The 21121-nt window shown below is 66.9% G+C and carries 20 protein-coding genes; 12 read left to right on the plus strand and 8 right to left on the minus strand.

The window, feature by feature from the left end; translation table 11 throughout:
• Positions 1–51 precede the first annotated feature (51 nt).
• Both QRN07_RS18005 and QRN07_RS18010 read left to right on the plus strand, forming a co-directional pair.
• Entirely contained in the window at positions 52–384 is a 333-nt protein-coding gene (locus QRN07_RS18005; protein WP_050684127.1) for an ArsR/SmtB family transcription factor, read from the plus strand.
• Positions 384–1133 carry a cation diffusion facilitator family transporter gene (locus tag QRN07_RS18010; RefSeq protein WP_285241812.1) on the plus strand — a complete coding sequence of 250 codons (750 nt, stop codon included), beginning with the start codon at positions 384–386 and terminating at the stop codon, positions 1131–1133. Before QRN07_RS18005 ends, QRN07_RS18010 begins: the two co-directional genes overlap by 1 nt.
• An 8-nt stretch (positions 1134–1141) precedes the next feature.
• Here QRN07_RS18010 and QRN07_RS18015 read toward each other — a convergent pair whose 3' ends face one another.
• The 4 genes from QRN07_RS18015 to QRN07_RS18030 all read right to left on the minus strand — a co-directional run bounded on the left by QRN07_RS18015 (position 1142) and on the right by QRN07_RS18030 (position 4602).
• Positions 1142–2392 carry an Nramp family divalent metal transporter gene (locus QRN07_RS18015; RefSeq protein ID WP_050684129.1) on the minus strand — a complete coding sequence of 417 codons (1251 nt, stop codon included), beginning with the start codon at positions 2390–2392 and terminating at the stop codon, positions 1142–1144.
• Positions 2393–2496: 104 nt separating this feature from the next.
• Entirely contained in the window at positions 2497–3024 is a 528-nt protein-coding gene (locus QRN07_RS18020; RefSeq protein WP_056598734.1) for a hypothetical protein, read from the minus strand.
• Positions 3011–3820, minus strand: coding sequence for an alpha/beta hydrolase (locus QRN07_RS18025; RefSeq protein ID WP_285241813.1), 810 nt, complete (start codon positions 3818–3820; stop codon positions 3011–3013). Before QRN07_RS18025 ends, QRN07_RS18020 begins: the two co-directional genes overlap by 14 nt.
• Positions 3817–4602, minus strand: coding sequence for an alpha/beta hydrolase (locus QRN07_RS18030; protein WP_285241814.1), 786 nt, complete (start codon positions 4600–4602; stop codon positions 3817–3819). The genes QRN07_RS18025 and QRN07_RS18030 overlap by 4 nt, the downstream gene beginning before the upstream one ends.
• 109 nt (positions 4603–4711) lie before the next feature.
• Between QRN07_RS18030 and QRN07_RS18035 the strand changes: the two genes are divergently transcribed.
• Both QRN07_RS18035 and QRN07_RS18040 read left to right on the plus strand, forming a co-directional pair.
• Positions 4712–5488: a lysophospholipid acyltransferase family protein gene (locus tag QRN07_RS18035; RefSeq protein ID WP_056598743.1), complete on the plus strand. Its 777-nt coding sequence runs from the start codon at positions 4712–4714 to the stop codon at positions 5486–5488.
• Between the two features lie 109 nt (positions 5489–5597).
• Positions 5598–6989, plus strand: a complete 1392-nt coding sequence (locus tag QRN07_RS18040; protein WP_056598746.1) for a class II 3-deoxy-7-phosphoheptulonate synthase — start codon at positions 5598–5600, stop codon at positions 6987–6989.
• Between the two features lie 75 nt (positions 6990–7064).
• Here QRN07_RS18040 and QRN07_RS18045 read toward each other — a convergent pair whose 3' ends face one another.
• Positions 7065–9245 carry a Stk1 family PASTA domain-containing Ser/Thr kinase gene (locus QRN07_RS18045; RefSeq protein ID WP_285241815.1) on the minus strand — a complete coding sequence of 727 codons (2181 nt, stop codon included), beginning with the start codon at positions 9243–9245 and terminating at the stop codon, positions 7065–7067.
• A 103-nt stretch (positions 9246–9348) separates the two neighbouring features.
• Entirely contained in the window at positions 9349–10716 is a 1368-nt protein-coding gene (locus QRN07_RS18050; protein WP_050684136.1) for a lytic transglycosylase domain-containing protein, read from the minus strand.
• Positions 10717–10972: 256 nt separating this feature from the next.
• Between QRN07_RS18050 and QRN07_RS18055 the strand changes: the two genes are divergently transcribed.
• On the plus strand, positions 10973–11326 hold the full coding sequence (locus QRN07_RS18055) for an Rv2175c family DNA-binding protein (protein ID WP_050684137.1): 354 nt from the start codon (positions 10973–10975) through the stop codon (positions 11324–11326).
• A 12-nt stretch (positions 11327–11338) separates the two neighbouring features.
• Here QRN07_RS18055 and QRN07_RS18060 read toward each other — a convergent pair whose 3' ends face one another.
• Complete coding sequence (locus QRN07_RS18060; protein WP_050684138.1) at positions 11339–12433, minus strand: polyprenyl synthetase family protein; 1095 nt, start codon at positions 12431–12433, stop codon at positions 11339–11341.
• Positions 12430–12957 carry a hypothetical protein gene (locus QRN07_RS18065; protein ID WP_050684139.1) on the minus strand — a complete coding sequence of 176 codons (528 nt, stop codon included), beginning with the start codon at positions 12955–12957 and terminating at the stop codon, positions 12430–12432. The genes QRN07_RS18060 and QRN07_RS18065 overlap by 4 nt, the downstream gene beginning before the upstream one ends.
• 140 nt (positions 12958–13097) lie before the next feature.
• Here QRN07_RS18065 and dinB point away from each other — a divergent pair, with 140 nt between their 5' ends.
• The 7 genes from dinB to QRN07_RS18100 all read left to right on the plus strand — a co-directional run bounded on the left by dinB (position 13098) and on the right by QRN07_RS18100 (position 21119).
• On the plus strand, positions 13098–14267 hold the full coding sequence (dinB, locus tag QRN07_RS18070) for a DNA polymerase IV (protein ID WP_285241837.1): 1170 nt from the start codon (positions 13098–13100) through the stop codon (positions 14265–14267).
• Between the two features lie 264 nt (positions 14268–14531).
• On the plus strand, positions 14532–14906 hold the full coding sequence (locus tag QRN07_RS18075; protein WP_050684140.1) for an SCO2097 family morphological protein: 375 nt from the start codon (positions 14532–14534) through the stop codon (positions 14904–14906).
• Between the two features lie 413 nt (positions 14907–15319).
• A complete protein-coding gene (mraZ, locus tag QRN07_RS18080; RefSeq protein ID WP_285241816.1) occupies positions 15320–15748 on the plus strand; it encodes a division/cell wall cluster transcriptional repressor MraZ in 429 nt (142 codons plus the stop codon).
• A 167-nt stretch (positions 15749–15915) separates the two neighbouring features.
• The gene (gene rsmH / locus QRN07_RS18085; RefSeq protein ID WP_285241817.1) at positions 15916–16908 is read left to right on the plus strand and encodes a 16S rRNA (cytosine(1402)-N(4))-methyltransferase RsmH; all 993 of its coding nucleotides are present in this window, start codon (positions 15916–15918) and stop codon (positions 16906–16908) included.
• Positions 16905–17561: a cell division protein FtsL gene (gene ftsL / locus QRN07_RS18090; protein ID WP_050684142.1), complete on the plus strand. Its 657-nt coding sequence runs from the start codon at positions 16905–16907 to the stop codon at positions 17559–17561. The genes rsmH and ftsL overlap by 4 nt, the downstream gene beginning before the upstream one ends.
• A gap of 46 nt (positions 17562–17607) precedes the next feature.
• On the plus strand, positions 17608–19410 hold the full coding sequence (locus QRN07_RS18095) for a peptidoglycan D,D-transpeptidase FtsI family protein (protein ID WP_050684143.1): 1803 nt from the start codon (positions 17608–17610) through the stop codon (positions 19408–19410).
• A gap of 74 nt (positions 19411–19484) precedes the next feature.
• Complete coding sequence (locus QRN07_RS18100; RefSeq protein ID WP_285241818.1) at positions 19485–21119, plus strand: UDP-N-acetylmuramoyl-L-alanyl-D-glutamate--2,6-diaminopimelate ligase; 1635 nt, start codon at positions 19485–19487, stop codon at positions 21117–21119.
• Positions 21120–21121: the final 2 nt, after the last annotated feature.

Here is a 21121-nt window from a genome sequence, read left to right on the forward strand (position 1 = left end):
CGGACCAGGCGCTGGCTCAGTTCGGTACATCGATGGATGTACCATTGCCGCATGGAGACTTTAGCTGCCACGTCCGTCCTGGCCCGATTTGGCTATGCCCTCTCGGACGCCACCAGGGCCCAGGTGCTGCTGGCGCTGCGCGAAGCCCCGGCATACCCGGGCGACCTGGCGTTGGCCGCAGGCGTCAGTAAGCAGAGCCTGTCGAACCACCTGGCCTGCCTGCGCGGCTGCGGGCTGGTGGTCGCGGTCCCTGAAGGCCGCCGGATGCGTTACGAACTTGCCGACCCCCGGCTGGGTGATGCCTTGACCGCCCTGCTCGGCGTGGTGGCCGTCGCCAAGGCCGGGTGTGCCTGCGGCAGCGGTGCTGTGGACGGCTGCTGCTGATGGCCGCCGCGTCCGCAGTCCAGGCCCCCACCCGGGACCGCCGTGCCGTCCTGTCCCGCCGGATCCGGTTCCTTGTGGCCGCCACCATCGGCTACAACGTGGTGGAGGCGGCGGTGGCACTGACGGCTGGTTCCCTGGCATCCTCCAGCGCGCTGATCGGATTTGGCCTGGACTCCATTGTCGAGGTGCTCTCCGCCGCTGCCGTGGCCTGGCAGTTCGCGGGCCGTGACCCGGAGGCCAGGGAGAAGACTGCGCTGCGCCTGATCGCGTTTTCCTTCTTTGGCCTGGCCCTGTTTGTTTCGATCGATGCCGTCAGGGCGTTGGCCGGGGCCGGGGAAGCGGACCACTCGACGGTGGGCATTGTGCTCGCAACGGTCAGCCTGGCCGTAATGCCATTCCTGTCCTGGGCGCAACGGCACGCCGGCCGGGAGTTGGGTTCCCGGTCCGCCGTCGCCGATTCAAAGCAGACCCTGCTTTGTACCTACCTGTCGGCTGTCCTGCTGGTGGGCTTGGTCCTCAATTCAACGCTGGGCTGGTCCTGGGCTGACCCCATCGCCGCTTTGGTGATCGCCGGCATTGCCGTCAAGGAAGGTTTGGCCGCATGGCAGGGCGATGCGTGCTGCGCGCCCTCCTTCACCGCCGCGGACCCCGCAGCCGTCGCGGAGAATGCCGACGGTGCGGACAACGAAGATGCAGCCACAGCCGGGTGCGCCTGCTGCGCACCCCAGGAGCGCCCCGGCGGGGCGTGAGGCTCCGGTCAGGCCTGGTCGAGGAACGTCAGGACGATCAGCACGCAGTTCAGGACCACAATCAGGGTGGCGCTGGTCCAGCCTGCGATCTTCAGGGGCATGGAGTCGGTGTGGATGCCCATGATCTCCCGCTTGCCGGTCAGCCGGATGAGCGGAATCAGGGCGAAGGGGATGCCGAAGCTGAGCAGCACCTGGCTGAGCACCAGGGCAAGGGTGGGTTCGATGCCCGCCGCCAGGATGATGAGGGCCGGGATGAGCGTGATGACCCGGCGGGTCAGCAGCGGGATCCGCACCTTCAGGAGCCCGCCCATGATGGTGGCGCCGGCGTAGCAGCCCACGGAGGTTGAGGCCAGTCCGGAGGCCAGCAGGCCGATGGCAAACACAACGCCGATGGCCGGGCCCAGCGCCGACGTAACGGCTGCGTGGGCCCCGGCAATGGTGTCGGTGCCCTCCACCCCGCGCAGGCTGGACGCCGCCAGCAGCAGCATCGCGATGTTGACCACGCCGGCCAGCAGCAATGCGCCGGCCACATCGAAGCGTGTCGCGCGGATGAGCCGGGTGCGTACGGCCGGGTCGGGGGAGAAGCCGTGCCGGTCCCGGGCCAGGGCGGAATGCAGGTAAATGGCGTGCGGCATCACGGTGGCACCGAGCATGCTCGCCGCCAGCAATACGGTGTCCGTTCCTTCAAACCGGGGGACCAGGCCGGCCAGGGCGCTCCCCGCGTCCGGCGGGTTCACAAACAGGCCGGAGACAAAACCCACGGCAATGACACCAAGCAAAACCAGGATGGCAAGCTCAAATGACCGCTGGCTGCGGTTGGACTGCAGGGTGAGCAGCAGCATGGAGGCGATACCGATGATGACCCCACCGACCGGCAGCGGAAGGCCGAACAGCAGGTTCAGGGCCACGGCACCGCCAATCACCTCGGCCATGTCGGTGGCGCCGGCCACAATTTCGGCCTGGACCCAGTAGGCGCGGCGCCGCTTCGTCCCAAGGCGCCGGCCGAGGATTTCCGGCAGGCTCAGCCCCGTCGCAAGCCCCAGCTTGGCTGACTGGTACTGGATCAGCACCGCCATGGCATTGGCGGCCACCAACACCCATACCAGCAGGTAACCGAAGTTGGCCCCGGCCGTGAGGTTGGCGGCAACGTTGCCCGGATCCACGTAGGCAATGGCGGCTACGAAGGCGGGCCCCAGCAACAGCAGCCGGGACCAGGCGCGGGGCGTCGCCGGCTTTTTATTCAAGGTGGTGACGGCCATGATGTGTCCTCGTCGTTGGGGGCGGTGCTACGACGAGAATAGCTTAATTTAGGTGAACCGAAAAGTAGTGTTGAGGGCGCCCTTCACATCAGCAGCCGGCCGGCTCAGACGCGGGCGCCGTCGTCGCCGTCTGCCTTCTCCGAGGGCAGCTTCATGATCAGGTACACCGTGCCCAGGACAAACGCGGCAACAATCCCCACAATGGCCAGCACAGGAGCTGAACGCCAGAACATCACGGAGAGAAGCAATGCCACCGGGCCGCCCACCGCTCCGAGCCAGGCGAGGACGGTCAGCGGATCCGTCCCGGCCAGGCTGGGCGGTTCGGCAGGGACAAACCCGTCCTCGTCGTCGTCCTCCACCCCGTAGTCCCGCGGGCCCGGGAGCGCGGAGGATCCGCCGCCGGCGTCGTTGGCACCCGCAACTGCAGGTTCGGCAGGGAGGGAACCGGCGAGGCCCAGCGGATCGAAGTCCCGGAAGGTCGGGGCAGCGCGCCGGCCGGCGTCTGTGGCGCCGTCCATGGGGGCGGCGCCGGCGGCGGGGGAGTCCTCCTGCAGGCGGGCCACCAGGTCCAGCCACACGGCATCATCCTGGTTGGCGCCCTGGTCAGGAGCGCCCGGGTCATGCCTGGCCATGCCGGGCCTCCTGGTTGTCGGAGTTGGAGCCGGAGCCGGAAGCCGGCGGAACCAGGCCGTTGATGAAGTCCACGGAGCCCTGGAAGATCCGGTCCGCATCGTTGTCCATGGTGGCCACGTGGTAGCTGTTCTCCAGCCGCACCAGCTCCAGCGGCGCATGGGTCAGGCCGCGGCGGAGCGCAGCGATGCTGGAATCGGAGACCACATGGTCAACGGTGGAGCGGTATACCTGGACCGGGGCGGTGACGCGGGGCAGCAACCGGACGGTGTCCTTGAACATCTTGTTCAGTTCGTGGGCCGCGGCAACTGGCGTGCGGAGGTAGGCGCCCTCATCCATGCCGGGCTTGAGGATGTCGTTGGAAATCGGTGGGGTCGACTTGAGCACCAGCTTCAGGATTCCGGCCAGGGGCGCGCGGGGATCGTCCAGCACCAGTCCGGGATTCACCAGGACCACCCCGGCTACGGGGCGGGTGGCCGCGATCCGCAGCGCCAGGGCGCCGCCCATGCTCAGGCCGGCAGCAAACACCTGGTCGCACTGGGCGTCCAGGTCCAGGTAGGCCTCATCAAGGGCGTTATGCCACTGCTGCCACCGGGTCCGGGCGAGGTCCTGCCAGCTTGTGCCGTGGCCCGGGAGCAGCGGCATCCGCACGGCAAACCCCGCCGCAGCGAAGGCTTCCGCCCAGGCCCGAAGACCATGCGGACTGCCGGTGAAGCCATGGGAGAGCACCACCCCGGTGCGTGCGCCGCCCTCGCCAAACGTGCTGCTGAAGGGGCTGTGGTCAGGGCCGCCGGTCATGGGCTCTCCAGGGTGCTTGCGCGGGCGTTGGCGTCAAAGAACGCGCTCGAGTCCGAGAAGATTCGTGGCGCGTCCACGTCAAGCGTAGCCACATGGCCGCTGCTATCAAGGTCCACCACCGCCACCAGGCGCGGGCCAAGCCATTTTTTCAGCAGTTCCAGCGAGGTGGGCGGCACCACCACGTCCGTCCGGGATTTGAAGACCTGCACGGGGGCCGTGATCCGGGGCAGGCCCCGGGTGGCGGCAGCGAAGAGCTTACGCAGTTCGTGGACGGCTGCCAGCGGGGTGCGCGAGTAGTCGCCGTCCTCGGTGCGGGGCGCGGTGGTCATTTCCTCCTGGATGGGAATAGTGGTCCGCTGGAAGTACTTAAGGACGCCGATCACGCGCACCCGCCGGTCGTAAAACGTCAGGCCGGGATTGACCACGGACACGCCGGCCACCGCGTGCCGGGACGCTGCCAGCAGGGCAATGGCGCCGCCCATCGACAGCCCCGCCACGTAGCAGGTGTCCGTGCGTGCCCGCAGTTCCAGGAATGCCGCCTCGTAGCTGGTGAACCATTCGCGCCAGCCGCGCCCGGCCAGGTCCCGCCAGGAGGTGCCGTGGCCGGGAAGCAGGGGAACTGTCACCGCATAACCCTGCGCCGCCAGGTACTCGGCCCAGGGCAGGACGCTGAGCGGGCTGCCGGTGAAGCCATGGCAGATCGCCACGCCGATCCGCGCATTGGGCCCATGGCCCGGTGAACTGTAGGCCGCAGGAGGGGCTGGAAGGCTGCTTTCGGGCATGGCTCCATCGTGTCACTGTTCCGGGGAATTCTCACTAGAGTAGGGTTGCAGTCAATTGCTGACCAGGCCCGACGCGGGGCCTGACGGCCGCCTTCGGAGAGGTCACCACGTGTTCTATTGGGTCATGAAAAGGATCTTCCTGGGTCCGGTGCTAAAGCTCCTTTTCCGCCCGTGGGTCAAGGGACTGGACAACATTCCGGCCGAGGGCGCGGCAATCATCGCCTCCAACCACCTTTCATTCTCGGACTCCATTTTTATGCCCCTGATGGTGCGGCGGCCGGTGGTGTTCCTGGCCAAATCGGAGTACTTCACCGGGACCGGCGTCAAGGGCAGGCTGACGGCACTGTTTTTCCGGCTGACCAACCAGTTGCCCATGGACCGCTCCGGCGGGGCCGCATCTGCTGCATCGCTCGGCGCCGGCATGGACGTGTTGGGCCATGGCGGCTTGCTGGGCATCTACCCGGAAGGGACCCGCAGCCCCGATTCCCGTCTCTACCGCGGCAAGGTGGGGGTGGCCAGGCTGGCCCTGGAGGCCGGGGTCCCGGTGGTCCCGGTGGCCATGATCGGCACCGACAAAGTCCAGCCCATCGGAAAGCGGCTGCCCAACATCCGCCGGATCGGCATGATCTTTGGTGAGCCACTGGACTTCAGCGAATACCGGGACCAGGCCGAGGACCGCGCCGTCCAGCGGAAAGTTGCCGACGCCATCATGTTCGAACTGATGCGCCTGTCCGGCCAGGAATACGTGGACGAATATGCCGCCGTGGTGAAGCTCCGGCTCGCCGGCGCCCCGGCCGCCGTCGACCGCTCCCCGGACGCCGTGCCTCAAGGTGGCACCGTGGACGGGCAAAAAGAGTCCGACGACGGGGCTGCCGCCACCGGATAGCGCCGCGCCCGGCCCTGCCGGAGCGGCCCAAGCGCAGTTGTGACGCCGCAGCGTGGGCGCGTGACAGCGGCTGTGTCGCGGCGGTCCGGGCTGGCGCTAGTCTTAGGGGGTGACTGAGCTATCTGCAAAACCTGCCTTTTCCCTGTCCGGCACCGCCCAGAGCGGTGCAGCCAACTATCCCGGACTGGACCACTGGCGGGACCTCCCCATCGCCCAGCAGCCCAGCTGGCAGGACCGCAACGTTTTCGAAGCCTCTGTGCAGGAGCTTTCCGTTGTTCCGCCGCTGGTCTTCGCCGGCGAAGTGGATGTCCTGCGCGAACGCCTGGCCGCCGCGGCCCAGGGCAAGGCCTTCCTGCTCCAGGGCGGGGACTGCGCCGAGACCTTTGAGGCCGCCACGGCGGACAAGATCAGCGCGCGCGTCAAAACGATCCTGCAGATGGCAGTGGTCCTGACGTACGGTGCCGCCATGCCCGTCATCAAGATGGGACGCATGGCAGGCCAGTTCGCGAAGCCGCGTTCCTCCAACGATGAAACGCGCGACGGCGTGACGCTCCCGGCCTACCGCGGCGACATCGTCAACGGCTACGAGTTCACCCCCGAATCCCGCGGCCACGACGCCGCCCGGATGCTGCGCGCCTACCACACCTCGGCGTCGACCCTGAACCTGATCCGTGCCTTCACGCAGGGCGGATTCGCCGACCTCCGTTCCGTGCACCAGTGGAACAAGGGCTTCACCGAAAACCCGGCCCACGCCCGCTACGAGTCCCTGGCCCGCGATATTGACCGGGCCATCAAGTTCATGGATTCCTGCGGCGCCGACTTCGAGGCGCTGAAGCGCGTTGAATTCTTCGCCAGCCACGAAGCCCTCCTGCTGGACTACGAGCGGGCGCTGACCCGCATCGACTCCCGGACCGGCCTGCCGTACGACACGTCCGCCCACTTCCTGTGGATCGGTGAGCGGACCCGGGAACTGGACCACGCGCACGTCGACTTCCTCTCGCGGGTCCGCAACCCGATCGGCGTCAAGCTCGGCCCGTCCACCACGGGCGACGACGCGTTGCGCCTCATCGACAAGCTGGACCCCGAGCGCGAGCCGGGCCGGCTCACCTTCATCACCCGCATGGGCGCCGGCAACATCCGGGAGAAGCTTCCCGCCGTCGTGGAGAAGGTCACGGCCTCCGGTGCGCAGGTCCTGTGGGTCACCGACCCCATGCACGGCAACACCGTCACCTCGCCCAACGGCTACAAAACCCGCAACTTCGACGACGTCATCGACGAGGTGCGCGGTTTCTTCGAGGTGCACCAGGCCCTGGGCACCGTCCCGGGTGGCCTGCACGTCGAAATGACCGGCGACGACGTTGCCGAGTGCCTGGGCGGCGCCGATCCCGTGGACCAGGAAGCGTTCCTGGACCGTTACGAATCCGTCTGCGACCCGCGCCTGAACCACATGCAGTCGCTGGAGATGGCGTTCCTGGTGGCAGGGGCGCTGGCCAAGAACTAGAGGCTGACAGAAGAAATGCCCGCCGGCCAGGAAACCCCTGGCTGGCGGGCATTTTCCGTTAACGGTCCGGTCCGGCTAGACCACGGTTAGTGTAATGACGGAGCCGAAGGGAGCTTTGGTGTTCACCGGATCCTGGGCTCGGACGGTACCAAAGAAGCCGCCAAGGATTTTGTCCTCATTAACAACGAAACCGAGCTTCTCCAGCGCTGCCCGTGCGTCCGAGGCCTGTTTGCCGATGAAGCTTGGCACGTCCACCATGCGCGGCCCCTTGGAGATCGTGAGCGTGACCGTGCCGCCCCTGGTGAGGGTGCCGTTCGCGGGGGACTGGCTCGCCACTGATCCTTCGGGGACCTTCGCGTCGAAGACCTCCTCGGCGGCCACCTCTGCCTTCAGCCCGGCCGCTTCGATGGCCTTCTTGGCAGCGTCTTCCTTCTGGCCCACCACGGACGGGACCGGAAGGGGCTGCGGGCCCTTGGAGACCGTCAATGCCACTGGCGTTCCGTGCCGCACCGCTGTTCCCCCCGCAGGGTCCTGGCTCATCACCACGCCGGCCGGCACTTTTTCGTCAAAAGCCTCGGTTACGGCGCCCAGCGCCATTTCCGCCGTGTTCAGTCCGGATTTGGCCTCGTCCAGGGTGCCGCCGGCGAAATCCGGCAGCGGAAACAGTTGCGGGCCCTTGGAGACGAACAGGGACACCGGCTGGAACTTCCGGATTTCGACGCCGGCACCCGGCTCGCTGCCCACCACCAGCCCGCTGGGGACGTCGTCGTCAAAAACATCGCTGGTGGTGGCGCGGAAGCCAGCCTGGTCCAGGATCTGCTGGGCCTGCGCAACGGTCTTGTTGGCCACCGCAGGAATGCTGGCTGCAGCCCCGGGGCCCATACCGAAGAACCAGCCTGCCCCGGTGGCCAGCAGCGCCGCGATGACCAGGATGACCACCCACAGGACGCCGCGGCGGCGGGGGCTGCCCTCGCGGAGGGTCCGCACGGGGGTGGCAGCCGCACGTGCCCGGGCCTTCTCCGACTCCTTATCCAGCCTGCGCTGTTCACGTTTGCCGGGCAGCGGTGCGACCGGTTCCCAGGGACCGGCCTGCCGGTTGTCGTCCCGGTCGCCGGGCGGCGTCAGGGCATGCCCGGAGCCGGGCGCCGCCCACGCCGCCGGCTGGGAGGCCGGCTGCGCGGCGTATCCGGGCCGCTGCGCATCCTGCCCGCCCGGACCGCCCGGCGGGCGGGACGGCGGCATGATGGTGGTTGGATTGCTGCCTTGGGAAATGAATTCGGTGGGGTTTTGTACCGCGGGAATGAACTCTGTGGGGTTGTGGGCCGCCGCGATGTGCTCCGTGGGGTGCTGGACCGGGACGGGAGGCATGCCGGTGTGTCCGGCGCGGGCCGGGGGCTGCAGGTCCAACTCCGGGTCCGTGAGGTTGGTGCGGATGTGGCGCAGCTCCTGGAGGAGGGCGGCGGCGTCCACGGGCCGGTTCTCGGGGTCGTTGGCGGTGCACCATTGCACCAGTTCGTCCACTTCGGCGGCAAGGCCCGGAACAACCGCCGACGGCGGTCCCACCGTGGCGTGAACGTGCTGGTAGGCCACCTGGATGGTGCTCTCGCCGCTGAACGGCTGCCGTCCGGTCAGCATCTCGTAGAGCATGATGCCCACCGAGTAGACATCGCTCCGGGCGTCGGCGGGTTTGGTGAGGACCAGTTCGGGTGACAGGTACGCCACGGTTCCGATGAGGGCTCCGGTGCTGGTGGCGGTGGTTACCGCCCTGGCCAGGCCGAAGTCGCCGATCTTGATCCTGCCGTCGTCGGCGATCAGCACATTTTCCGGTTTGACGTCCCGGTGGATGAAGCCGGCGGCGTGGGCGGCGGCGAGGCCGGCCACCACGGGATCAATAAGCGCCAGCGCCAGCCGGGGCGGCAGCGGGCCCTTGTTGTTGAGGAGGTCACGCAGGGTGTGGCCCTTGATGTATTCCATCACCAGGTACGCCGTGGAGTTATCGGTGCCCTGGTCGTAAACGCCCACCACGTGGGGGTGGGAAAGCCTGGCGGCCGCCTTGGCTTCGCGGCCCAGGCGGTCAAGGAACGTTTCGTCGGCTGAGAGGTAGGGGTGCAGCACCTTCAGGGCCACTTCGCGCTCCAGGCGCTGGTCCATGGCCAGGTAAACAGTGGACATGCCGCCGCGCGCCAGCTTGGACAGCACCGCGTAGCGGTTGTCCACCAGCGTTCCGACGAGGGGGTCTGACACGTGTTCCTGCATCCCTCGATCCTAATCCCGCAACGGAAAGGGCCCGAACCGGCTCATTCCGGTCCGGACCCTGTCCGCACTGCATGATGCGGGCCCGGCAGCCGGGCCCGCAGTCCTAGCCGAAGCTCTGCTGGTGTGCCTTGATGCTGGCGACGTAACGCTTGGTGTCGTCGTACATGCCGTACTTGCTGACGGAATACTGGCCCTGGTAGTAGCCGGCGATGGCCGAGTCGCGGTCCCTGCTGGTGGCGAGCAGTTGCCTGATGATGGCAACACCAGCGGTGGCGTTGTCATACGGGTCAAGCAGGTTCAGCTTCCGTCCCACCAGGTCGGACGCCCACTGGCCGGAACTCGGAATAACCTGCATGGTGCCGATGGCGTTGGCGGGCGAAACCGAACGGTGGTCGAAGCTGGACTCCTGGAACGCGAAGGCCAGGGCGAGCGAGGGCTCAACGCCCATCTTCCGGGCCGTGTCGGCAACAATGGTCTTCATTTCGGCCCGGGACGGAACCGGGGAGGCGTTCAGGAGTGCCTTGTTCTCGTTGGCTGAGCTCACCACAGCGGCCGGGTAGCTGAAGCCCAGGAACGAGCTGGGGACCAGCGGCGCGGCGGGCGCAGCCGGAGCCGCAGGTGCAGCAGGGGCGGCGGCAGCGGGGGCTGAACCGTTCGGGATGACCAGTTTGCTGCCGGGGTAGATGATGGCACTGGCGTTCAACCGGTTTGCGGTCAGCAGGCTGGCCAGGCTGACGCCGTTCCGGGAAGCGATGGCCCAGAGCGTGTCGCCGGCCTTGATGGTGTACTGGCCCGAAGCAGGCGACGTGGCGGACGTGTTGGCCAGCGGGGCTGCCGGGGCCGGGGCGGCTGCGGGCGCGCCGCCTGCCCCCACCTTGATCTTCTGGCCCGGGTAGATGATCGAATTCATGCCCAGGTTGTTCCAGCTGAACACGTTGGACAGGCTCACGTTGTGCCGGGCAGCGATGGCGCCGAGCGTATCGCCGGGCTTGACCGTGTACGTGGCTCCGGTGGACGGCGCGGCTGCCGGCGCAGCCGGGGCTGCGGCCGGGGTGGCCGGTTTCGCGGAGCCGGGGAGCTTGATCTTCTGGCCGGGGTAGATGATCGTGTTGGCCTGCAGGTTGTTCAGGGCCAGCACCTCGTTGGTGCCCAGGCCGTACCGGCCGGCCACGGCGCTGATGGTGTCGCCACGCGCAATGGTGTACTCGGCGGGTACTGCCGGCGCGGCGGGGCGCAGGGCAGGAATAGCGGCAGGCACGGCGGCGGCGGGGATGATTGTTGCCACCTGTGCGGCCTGGGCCTTCAGCGCCGCTGCGAGGGTGGCGGGGATGGCGCGGGCAGGCTGCTCGGCGGCCGCCGGCTGCGCGAGTGCAAGGGACGACAAAACAACCGCGGGCAGTGCCGCGGTGGTGGCGGCAATCATCGGCAGACTCGGCCTGGTGGAGTGCTTGCGCGGACGGAACGTCGTCATGGAATGGATCCTCTTCTCACTGCGGGGGGTCATAACGGCTTTCAACGGTGGGGAGGCCGTTGTCATATTTGATACTAATGTTAGTCAAGTTATTGCTGTTACCAGTGTGATCAGTGTGAATCTCTCATGAATCCGGGATTAGCACAAGAATTCCGGTAATTGCCGTAACGCGGAAATTCCTGGTGTGTCCGCGGGCCGGGGCAGCGGCGGCGGTTCCGACTAGGCGGCACGGTACGCGGCATGGCAATCTTGGTCAGTGAGTAATGTAGAAAACCTTGTGGGCGAATGGTTGCCCCTGCCCGACGTCGCCCAGTTGCTGGATATTTCCATCACCAGGGTCCACAGCCTGCTCGATGAACGGTCCCTGGCCGCGCTCAGGGTCGGTGCGCGGCGCATCCGCTCGGTCCCCGCGGCTTTTATCCAGGACGGCCTGGTGGTGGACAGCCTCAAGGGGACCATCGTGGTCCTGGCCGACGCAGGGTACTCCGATGAGGACCTGATCATCTGGCTGTTTACCCCGGACGAATCACTGCGCGGGCGTCCCATCGACGCCCTCCGCGAGGGCCGGAAGACCGAAATCCGGCGCCGGGCCCAGACCCTGGCCTGGTAACGGCACATTCCCTCAGGACGCGCGGCTGACGGTGGCCTCGGCCAGCCGCCGCAGCGCCGTCTTGGGCAGCTCGTCCAGGTCCAGGGCCTCGAGGGCGTCAAAAGCCGCCGCCCCGAATTCGTTGATCAGCACCTCGGTTGCCTGCAGCGCACCGGACTCCTCAATGATCCTGCGGATCTCCAGGATGTCTTCGTCGGAAAGGTCCTGGCTGCCCAGGCGGGAGTCGATGAACGCGGATTCGGCTTCTGAGGCCTGGTCCAGGGCGAGGGCCACCAGGACCGTCCGCTTGCCTTCGCGAAGGTCGTCGCCGGCAGGTTTGCCGGTGGTCAGCGGATCGCCGAAGACGCCCAGGACGTCATCGCGGAGCTGGAAGGCCTCACCCAGCGGCAGCGCGAAGGCCGAATAGCCCCGCAGCAGCTCGTTCGACGCACCGGCCAGGGCGCCGCCCAGGGCCAGCGGATGTTCGGTGGAATATTTGGCGCTCTTGAACCTGATGATGGAGTGCGCCCGGCTGACTGCCCCGGCCCGGTCCCGGACCGGGCCGGCCACCTCCTCGAGGATATCCAGGTACTGCCCGGCCATGACCTCGGCGCGCATCAGGTTGAAGATGAGCCTGGCCCGGCTGCCGGCAGCCGCCCGCTCGCCGATGTCCGTGAAGGCTTCCTCGCTGAACGAAAGGCACAGGTCCCCGGCGAGGATACCGGCGGCCTGTCCGAAGCGTTCGCTGTCCAGTGCCCAACCCTGGGCACCGTGCAGCTGGCTGAAGCTGCGGTGCACGCTGGGTCCGCCGCGCCTCGTATCGGACCGGTCGATGATGTCGTCATGGATCAGGGCGGCGGCCTGGAAAAGCTCCAGCGCAGCTCCCGCCGTGACCACCTCAGCGGCGGCGGGATCGCCGCCGGCGCCGCGCCAGCCCCAGTAACACATGAGGGCCCGCAGGCGCTTTCCGCCGGTGACGAGGTTGGAGATGGCCCCCATAATGGGGTCGATGTCCGGGGAGATGGCGGACATCACTGACTGCCGCGACGTGAGGAACGCTGTCAGCTCCCCGGCCACAGCCGCCACGAAGTCGGCCTGCTCATTGCGAAGCTGCTCGGCCGCCGTCACTTGGCGGACCCGGCTGCGACGTTGGCGCCGATGGTGAAGGTGCTCACGCCGGCCTTCTCCACCACGGAGAGGTTAACGGTCTCGTTGTCGCCGCGCACGAAGTCCTTGGACGGCTGGCCGGCGACGGCATCGCCCGGGACGGCTTTGAAGCCCTGCGGCTCCAGCGCCTTGGTGTAGAAATCCACGACGGCGGCAGCCGGCGCGTTCACGGTGGCCACCAGGCCAACGGTGGCCAGGGTGGAGGCCTTGTCGAAGCTGCTTGACTGGACAGTGGCCTGCGGCATAAGGGGCAGCAGCTGCTGCGGGAACCCCGCCACCAGGGCGCCCACGGTGGCGGAGGTATTGGGCGACGCCGACGGGCTGGGCGGCGCAGTTGCAGCGGTTTCGGCGGCAGCCGGCGAGGAATCGGAAGGGCTGGGAGCGGGGGACCCCGACGGTGTTGGGCTGCAGGCCGCCAGGGCCAGCGCGGCGCCGGCCGCAGCGGCGGCCAGGCCAGTGGTTCGAAGTCTTCCAAAGACCGTCACAGGGGCGTTCCTCCTGGTGTTGATACCGGATGCAGCCTCCAGTTTAGTCAGTACCAGCGGATAGGATTACAGCCGTGCAGCAACAGGGTAGGGACCAGCCGGTGCAGCCAGCCGCCACGGGCCGCCGGCGCCAGTGCATCATGCACGTGGACATGGATGCCTTTTTTGTTTCCGTCGAGCTGCGGACACGGCCCGAACTTGTGGGCAGGCCGGTGATCGTGGGATTCCCCGGCGAACGTTCGGTGGTCCTCTCAGGCTCCTACGAGGCCAGGGCCTTCGGCGTCAAATCAGCAATGCCCATGGCCGTGGCCATGAGGATGTGTCCGCAGGCCGTGGTGATTGAACCCCGACACAAGCTGTACTACGAGGTCTCGGCCCAGCTGATGGCCATCTTCGAATCCGTCACGGACCTGGTTGAGCCGCTCAGCGTGGACGAGGCGTTCCTGGACGTCACTGGGGCCCTGCGCCGCCTCGGCCCGCCCCGGGGCATCGGCGAACTGATCCGCCGCCGCGTGGCCGCCGAGCTCGGGATCACCTCCTCCGTGGGGATCGCCGAAACAAAGTTCGTTGCCAAAATTGCCTCCACCCGATGCAAACCCGACGGTTTGCTGATGATCGGCCCGGACCAGACCGTGGCCTACCTGCACAGCCTTCCGGTGGGCGCCCTGTGGGGCGTAGGCGCCAAGACCGCCGACGTCCTGGCCAACATGGGGATCAGGACCGTGGCGGATGTGGCCGCCACGCCAGTGGCCACCCTCAAGCGGACCCTCGGGGCCACCGGCGAACACGTCCACAACCTGTCGTGGGGCATTGACGCCCGCCCGGTCACCCCCACGCGGCTGGAGAAGAGCATCGGCGCGGAGGAGACCTTCGCCGTGGACACCGCGGACGACGCCCTCCTCCACCGGGAGATCCTGCGCTTGGCACACCGCACGGCAGGCCGGCTGCGCAGTGCGGGGATGGTGGCCCGCACTGTCGCCCTGAAGCTGCGGTTCGCCGACTTCTCCACCATCACCCGAAGCCGCACCGTCCAAACGCCGGTCGACAGTGCGCAACTCATCTACGCGGTGGCCCTGCAGCTGCTGGAATCGGTGGGGGAGCGGCCCATGACCGTCAGGCTGGTGGGGGTCAGGGCGGAACAGCTTGAGGATGCCGCACGGACGTCGCTGCAATTGAGCTTTGACCGCCGGGATGACAACTGGCGGGCGGCCGAACAGGTCCTGGACCAGGTCACCCGGAAATTCGGCAACAAGTCCGTCCTGCCGGCCCGATTGATGGAACCGGACGCCGGTGGGGAACCCGCAAGCTAACTGTCCGGGATGCAGCCGGTTGGAAAGTCATTGCCGTCTTTCAGATCGGGCCCCAACAAACTATCCTTATTACTACATAGTTTTTGAGTGAATGGACTTACTGCCGGACCCTCTTGGACATGCTCCCGCTCCGTGGGCTGCGTGCCTGGTCCCCGCTACTGCCATCGACGGCACGGCGGGAACATTCCAGGCACCCCAGTCGTTGATGGATACAGAGTACTGGCTGGGACCAGACCGGACGTTGGCCTAGTAAAGGAGGTCGTGATGCCGCTGTCGGAGCACGAACAAAAGCTGCTTGAGCAGCTGGAAAAGCAGCTTCACGAGGATGACCCCAAGTTTGCAAACTCCATGGGGTCGGATCCAGGACGCTCCTGGTCAACCAGGCACGTCGTTATCGGCGTCCTGTGCACGTTGGCAGGGATCTTCCTGCTGTTGGTGGGCGTGACCCTGCAAAACATCATTCTGGGTGTGCTGGGCTTCATCGTTATGGGCGGCGGTGTCTACTTCGCGACGATGCGCAGCTCGGCCGCGGCCAAAGCCGGCAACAAGGCAGGCAGCCCCAAGCCCGGGAAGCAGCGAAGCTCGTTTATGAACAGCCTCGAAGAGCGCTGGGACGAACGGCGCCGCGGCGAACCCTAGGCCGGTATGCCGGTCCCAGGACCGGCACTCCACGTTTGGCCACCGCCACCCTGTCCCCTCCACTTTGCCCCCGCCATCCGGCGGGTGCAGCAAAAGGCCCGCTTCGGCGGGCCTTTTGGCGTTTAAGCGCCGGATCAGCGATCCTCCGGAGCCGGTTCGCGCCACGCCTCTTCCCAGCGGTTCGCGCCACGCCTCTTCCCAGCGGTTCGCAGCCCGGCTCCGTGCCCTGAAGCCTCCACTTCGCACCACCGGCGCAAAAACGCGGCAGGTGGAGCCAACGGGACCCGGTTCCACCCCTCAGGTGGAGCGTTTTGCGTTGACTGTGGTGGAAAGTGGAGTAATGTGGAGGACATAAGAGGGTAGTTGCAACATAGGGGATGTGCAGTTCCTGACAGCAGACAGGCGGTGGGCCAATGTTTCTTGGCACACATTCGCCGCGTCTGGATGAAAAGGGCCGGGTTATTCTTCCCGCTAAGTTCCGTGAGGAGCTTGCCAGCGGACTGGTGCTGACAAGGGGCCAGGAACGTTGCATCTACGTTTTCAGCGAGAAGGAGTTTGCGCGGGTTCACGAGCAGATGCGGGAGGCACCAATTTCCTCCAAGCAGGCCCGTGACTACATCCGTGTTTTTCTCTCTGGAGCCTCGGATGAGGTACCGGACAAGCAGGGGCGGGTCACCATCCCCCCGGCGCTTCGGGAGTACGCAGGTCTTGGCAGGGAACTGGCCGTCATAGGTGCAGGATCCCGCGCGGAGATCTGGGACGCCCAGGCATGGAACGAGTACCTCGCGGAGAAGGAAACAGCGTTCTCCGAAACTGATGATCCGATCCCGGGCATTCTTTAGGATCCCGGGCGGACAGCAGGAACGCTTCTTGATCGGGATCTCCAGCCGGCCCGTCGACCGGCCAACCTGGCTCACTTCCCCGGAGCCAGGCGGGCAGGACGGTAGGCGCGGATGGGGATCCAGACCAAGAAGCAATCAGCAGTACCAACGGCGAGAAAGGACGAGGCATGAACGAACACCCCAAGCCCACGTCCGAACGCCATGTGCCGGTCCTCAAGGACCGGTGCATTAATTTGTTGGCACCCGGATTCGAAGCTGCCCGGCTCCGCGGCGAAACGCCCGTGGCCATCGATGCCACGCTTGGCATGGGCGGGCACTCGGAAGCCATGCTGCAGCGGTTCCCGGACCTTCACCTCATCGGCATCGACCGCGACGAAGAGGCCCTGGCGCTGGCGGGGGAGCGGCTGGCTCCCTTCTCGGCCCGGACCGACCTGGTCCACGCCGTCTACGACGAGATCGCGGACGTCCTGGCGGATCTCGGCGTCGCAAACGTTTCCGGAATCCTGATGGACCTCGGCGTCTCGTCCCTGCAGCTGGACGAACGCGAACGGGGTTTCGCTTACTCCTTTGACGCGCCCCTCGACATGCGCATGGACACCAGCCGCGGGCAGACCGCTGCCGACGTCGTTAACAACTACAGCGAAGACGAACTGGTCCGGATCATCCGCAAATGGGGTGAGGAAAAGTTTGCCGGCCGCATTGCCAACCGGATTGTGGCCGCACGTGCCGTCAAGGCGTTCAGCACCACCGGCGAACTGGTGGAACAGATCCGCTCCGTGGTCCCCGCCGCTGCGGCCAAGTCGGGCGGGCACCCCGCCAAGCGGACGTTCCAGGCTCTGCGGATCGAAGTGAACGAGGAACTCGAAGTGCTTGAACGGGCCGTCCCGGCTGCCGCCGATGCACTGGCCATGGGCGGCCGCCTGGTGGTGATGTCCTACCACTCGCTGGAGGACAAAATCGTCAAGGGCGTCCTGCAGTCCCGTTCCAAATCCTCGGCGCCCCTCGGCTTCCCCGTGGAACTTGAGGAACACAAGCCTGAACTGAAGACCCTGACCAAAGGCACCGAGGTGCCCACCGCCGTCGAAATCGCTGAAAACCCCCGCGCCGCTTCAGCAAGACTGCGGGCAGCGGAACGTATCCGAGCCAGGAGAGCTGCATGAGCACCGCCGCCGTCAAGAACTTTCCCGCCGTCAGCGGCAGGTCAGCCGGCGCCGGCGTGCCCGCTGCAAAGCCCGGCGAAAAGCGGCGGGAGCGCACACCGCTCTCAGTGGTCAGGACGGTGCCCCGTAAACGCCGGGCCCCGTTTGTGGTCCTCTGCTTCGCACTGTTGGCCGTTGCCCTGGTGGCTGTGCTGGTCCTGAACATTTCGGTGTCCACCTCGCAGTACCAGCTGGTGGAACTGCGCGCCACGCAGAGCAAACTCACCAAGGAAAACCAGGACCTGACCCAGCAGGTGCAGAACTTCGAGGCGCCGCAGAACCTTGCGGCCAAAGCGAAGGACCTCGGCATGGTGGCTTCCACTGTCCAGGGCCAGATCGACCTGTCCACGCTCACCGTTACGGGTAAGGCCACCCCGGCCGTGAAGGGCACCACGGAAGGTGCCGTGATACCGGCGCCGGCCGTTGCCGGACAGCTGATTGTGGTGCCGCCGGCCACTAAGGGTGAGCCGCTGGAGAGCCGGAAACCTGCCGAAGCCGCACCGGCCGCGGTTGCGCCGGTGGAGAAGCCCGCCGCGGCAGCGCCGGCCGCCCCGAAAGTGGAGTTGAACGGCGGGTCCGTGCCGGCTCCCCAGCAGAAGGCCCCCGGGCAGTAACGTAGGACAGACAGGCACGACGGTCGAGCAGCAAGGAATATCGCAGGTGGCGCAGAAGACCGGAAAAGCACTGGCAGGCAAAGCCCCCAACGCCACCAAACGGTTGCGGCTGGGCCTGAGCATCATGCTCGCCCTGCTCCTGGTGGTGGGCGGCAAGCTCTTCCTGGTCCAGGGCCTGGACGTTGGCGGTATCGCCGAGGCCGCCCTGGACAAGCGCATGACCCAGACCACCCTGCCCGCAGAACGCGGCAGCATCCTGGACTCCAACGGGACCGTCCTTGCCAACAGCGTGATCCGCTATGACATCGTGGTGGACCAGGTGCTGAACACCGCCACGGAAAACTTCCGGCGCCTGGATACTGTCGACGGCGAACCCAAGCTGGTTACCGTCAGCCGGGACCAAGGCATCAACGAACTCGCCACCGCCCTTGGCATGGAACCCGCTGCCGTCAGGGAAGCACTGACGGGGGACAAGAAGTACTACGTTGTCGCCAAAGAGGTCAAACCCGAGGACGAGGACCGCATCTCCCAGCTTCAGATTCCCGGGCTTGTCAGCCAGGGTGTCAGCAAGCGTGTTTATCCCAACGGCTCCGTGGCCGGCGGGATCGTGGGTTTCCTCCAGGACGGAACCACCGGCCAGGCCGGTATCGAACAGACCCAGGACGGGTTGCTGAAGGGCACCGACGGCAAACGACTGTACGAGGAAGGCGCAGACGGGCTCCGGATTCCCGTGGGCTTTGACGAACTGACCCCGCCGGAGGACGGCAAGGACGTCAAGCTCACCCTGAACTCGGACCTGCAGTACTTCGCCCAGCAGGCCATCCAAAGCCAGTCGGACAAGCTGGGCGCCGAGTGGGGCGTCATCATTGTGATGGACGCCAAGACCGGCAACCTCGTGGCCATGGCCGACACCAACGCACCCGACCCCAACAACCCCGGGTTGGTGGCTGCGAAGGACCGCGGCGTCCGCTCCGTCACAGCCGCCTACGAACCGGGTTCGGTCCAGAAGATGATTACCGCAGCAGCCCTCATTGACGAGGGCAAAGCCAACCCCTTGAGCGAATATACGCTCCCGCCCTCCTACACCGTGGACGGGCAGACATTCACAGACTCCTTCTCCCACGGCACCGAGGAGCGGACGCTCGCCGGGATCCTTGGCTACTCCATGAACACGGGAACCGTGATGGCCGGCCAGCAGCTGTCCAAAGACCAGCGGTACGACTGGCTGAAGAAATTCGGGATCGGCGAAGCCCCCGATATCGGCCTGCCCGCCACCGCCTCAGGCATCCTGACTCCAGCCGACCAATGGGACGGTCGGCAGGAATACACAGTCCTTTTCGGGCAGGGAGTTTCGCAGTCAACACTGCAGACCGTCCGGGCCTTCCAGACCATCGCCAACAACGGCGTCATGCTTCAGCCACGGCTCATCGATTCCTATGTTTCCCCTGATGGGACCGAGGAAAAGGTTCCGGCCGAACCCTCCCGCCAGGTGGTATCCAACAACACGGCACAGCAGGTCCAGGACATCCTGGAAAGCGCGGTTACCGAAGGCCAGATCAAGGACGCCGGCATTGACGGCTACCGCGTCGGCGCCAAGACCGGCACCTCGGAATCGCCGTGCGACGACGGCAAGTCCGGCTACTGCGGCTACACCGCCTCGATGGTGGGGATGGCGCCGATGGACGATCCCCGGTTTATTGTTGAGGTGGTCCTGCAGCGGCCCAAGGGCAGCATCTACGGCATCACCAACGGCCCGGTTTTCCGGTCCGTCATGAGCCAGGCGCTGCGCACCTACAACGTCCAGCCGTCCACGGGTGAGCCGGCAAGGCTGCCCCAGTTCGCCAAGTAATTCCCCGGCACCAACAGCCGGCCCGGCCGGCCGGCCTGAACGCGGCGGGCACCCCTAGCACCATCGGAGATCCCTTGTCAGAGTTCACCCCGTCCGGCGGCCCGGCCCCGGACCCGCAGGCCGGCCGGTCGCCGTTCCGCCCCTCCACCGTTGTCCCGGTCAGCCTGGCAACCATCGGCGACGCGCTGGGCGTGGCCGTACCCGGCGCCTCCGCTGACGTGGCTGTCACCGGAGTCTCGTTGAACTCCCGCGCCGTGGAAGCCGGCGACCTGTACGTCGCCCTCCCCGGGGCCACCCGGCACGGTGCGGACTTTGTGTCCCAGGCCATCGACGCCGGCGCTGCCGCCGTCCTCACCGACGACGCCGGCGCCAGGCTCCTGGCCCTCGCCGCCGACACTCCGGTCCCCGTCCTGGTGGTCCACCATCCCCGGAACGTGGTGGGACCCCTGTCCGCAATGGTTTACGGCAGCCAGCCCACCGACGGGACCGCGCCCGAGCTGTTCGCCGTCACCGGCACCAACGGCAAAACCACCACCACCTACTTCATCACCTCGCTGCTGCGCGCCCTGGGCCGCACCACGGGGCTGATCGGCACCATCGAGATCGTTGCCGGCGGGGAGCCCATCCCCAGCCTGCTCACCACCCCGGAATCCACCGACGTGCACGCCCTGCTGGCACTCATGCGCGAGCGGGGCCTTGAAGCCGCGGCCATGGAGGTGTCCTCCCACGCCATCTCCTTCCAGCGCGTGGATGGGGTCCGCTTCGACGTGGCCGGATTCACCAACCTCACCCAGGACCACCTGGACCTGCACCACACCATGGACGACTACTTCGCCACCAAAGCCGACCTCTTCACCCCGGCCAGGGCCGGCAGGGCCGTGGTGACGGTGGACGACGAGTGGGGCCGCCGGCTCGCCGCCACGGCAGCCATCCCCACAACCACCCTCGCGACCCGCCCCGGAGCCGCAGCGGACTGGACCATCACTGCCACCACAGCCCGCGGCCTGGGCACCGACTTCACCCTCACCGGCCCCGGCAACGCCACCCTCCAGGTCCACACCGGCCTGCCGGGCGGATTCAACGTGGCCAACGCCGCCCTCGCCGTGGTGATGGTCCTGGCCTCAGGAGTCGACGCCGCCACGGTCCAGGCTGCCCTTGATTCCCGGGACCCGTTCACCGTTGCCGTCCCGGGCCGGATGCAGCTCATCTCCGAACGTCCGGCGGCTGTGGTTGATTTTGCCCACAACACCGACGCGTTGGCCCGTGCCTGCGAGGCCGTGCGCCCGGGGGAGGAAGGCGCAAAACTGATTGTGGTCTTCGGCGCCACCGGGCAACGCGACCAAGGGAAACGCCCCGCCATGGGCGCCATCGCAGCCCGGCTCGCCGACACCGTGATCATCACCGACGACGACCCGCACGACGAGGACGCCGCAGCCATCCGGGCTGATGTCCTGGCCGGCGCCGTGGCCGCCCGCGACGGCGGCTCGCTGCCCTGCGAAATCCTCGAGATCCACCCCCGCGACGAAGCCATCCGGCGCGCCGTGGAACTCGCCGGACCGCAGGACACCATCCTTGTCGCGGGCCGCGGCCACGAGGTGTGGCAGGAGGTCCAGGGCGTCAACATCGCCCTCGACGACAGGGTGGAACTGCGCAACGCCTTGACAGCCAGGGGATTCAACGTTCTCCAAGACGACCGGATAGAGTCCTAGAC

The sequence above is a fragment of the Pseudarthrobacter sp. MEB009 genome (assembly GCF_030208875.1).
Classification (GTDB): Bacteria; Actinomycetota; Actinomycetes; order Actinomycetales; family Micrococcaceae; genus Arthrobacter.

Excerpts from the sequence above, each read along its gene's own strand:
- QRN07_RS18005 (WP_050684127.1), top strand. The coding sequence starts at position 52 with ATGGAGACTTTAGCTGCCACGTCCGTCCTGGCCCGATTTGGCTATGCC.
- QRN07_RS18010 (WP_285241812.1), top strand. The coding sequence starts at position 384 with ATGGCCGCCGCGTCCGCAGTCCAGGCCCCCACCCGGGACCGCCGTGCC.
- QRN07_RS18015 (WP_050684129.1), bottom strand. The coding sequence starts at position 2,392 with ATGGCCGTCACCACCTTGAATAAAAAGCCGGCGACGCCCCGCGCCTGG.
- QRN07_RS18020 (WP_056598734.1), bottom strand. The coding sequence starts at position 3,024 with ATGGCCAGGCATGACCCGGGCGCTCCTGACCAGGGCGCCAACCAGGAT.
- QRN07_RS18025 (WP_285241813.1), bottom strand. The coding sequence starts at position 3,820 with ATGACCGGCGGCCCTGACCACAGCCCCTTCAGCAGCACGTTTGGCGAG.
- QRN07_RS18030 (WP_285241814.1), bottom strand. The coding sequence starts at position 4,602 with ATGCCCGAAAGCAGCCTTCCAGCCCCTCCTGCGGCCTACAGTTCACCG.
- QRN07_RS18045 (WP_285241815.1), bottom strand. The coding sequence starts at position 9,245 with ATGCAGGAACACGTGTCAGACCCCCTCGTCGGAACGCTGGTGGACAAC.
- QRN07_RS18050 (WP_050684136.1), bottom strand. The coding sequence starts at position 10,716 with ATGACGACGTTCCGTCCGCGCAAGCACTCCACCAGGCCGAGTCTGCCG.
- dinB (WP_285241837.1), top strand. The coding sequence starts at position 13,098 with ATGCACGTGGACATGGATGCCTTTTTTGTTTCCGTCGAGCTGCGGACA.
- QRN07_RS18075 (WP_050684140.1), top strand. The coding sequence starts at position 14,532 with ATGCCGCTGTCGGAGCACGAACAAAAGCTGCTTGAGCAGCTGGAAAAG.
- mraZ (WP_285241816.1), top strand. The coding sequence starts at position 15,320 with ATGTTTCTTGGCACACATTCGCCGCGTCTGGATGAAAAGGGCCGGGTT.
- rsmH (WP_285241817.1), top strand. The coding sequence starts at position 15,916 with ATGAACGAACACCCCAAGCCCACGTCCGAACGCCATGTGCCGGTCCTC.
- ftsL (WP_050684142.1), top strand. The coding sequence starts at position 16,905 with ATGAGCACCGCCGCCGTCAAGAACTTTCCCGCCGTCAGCGGCAGGTCA.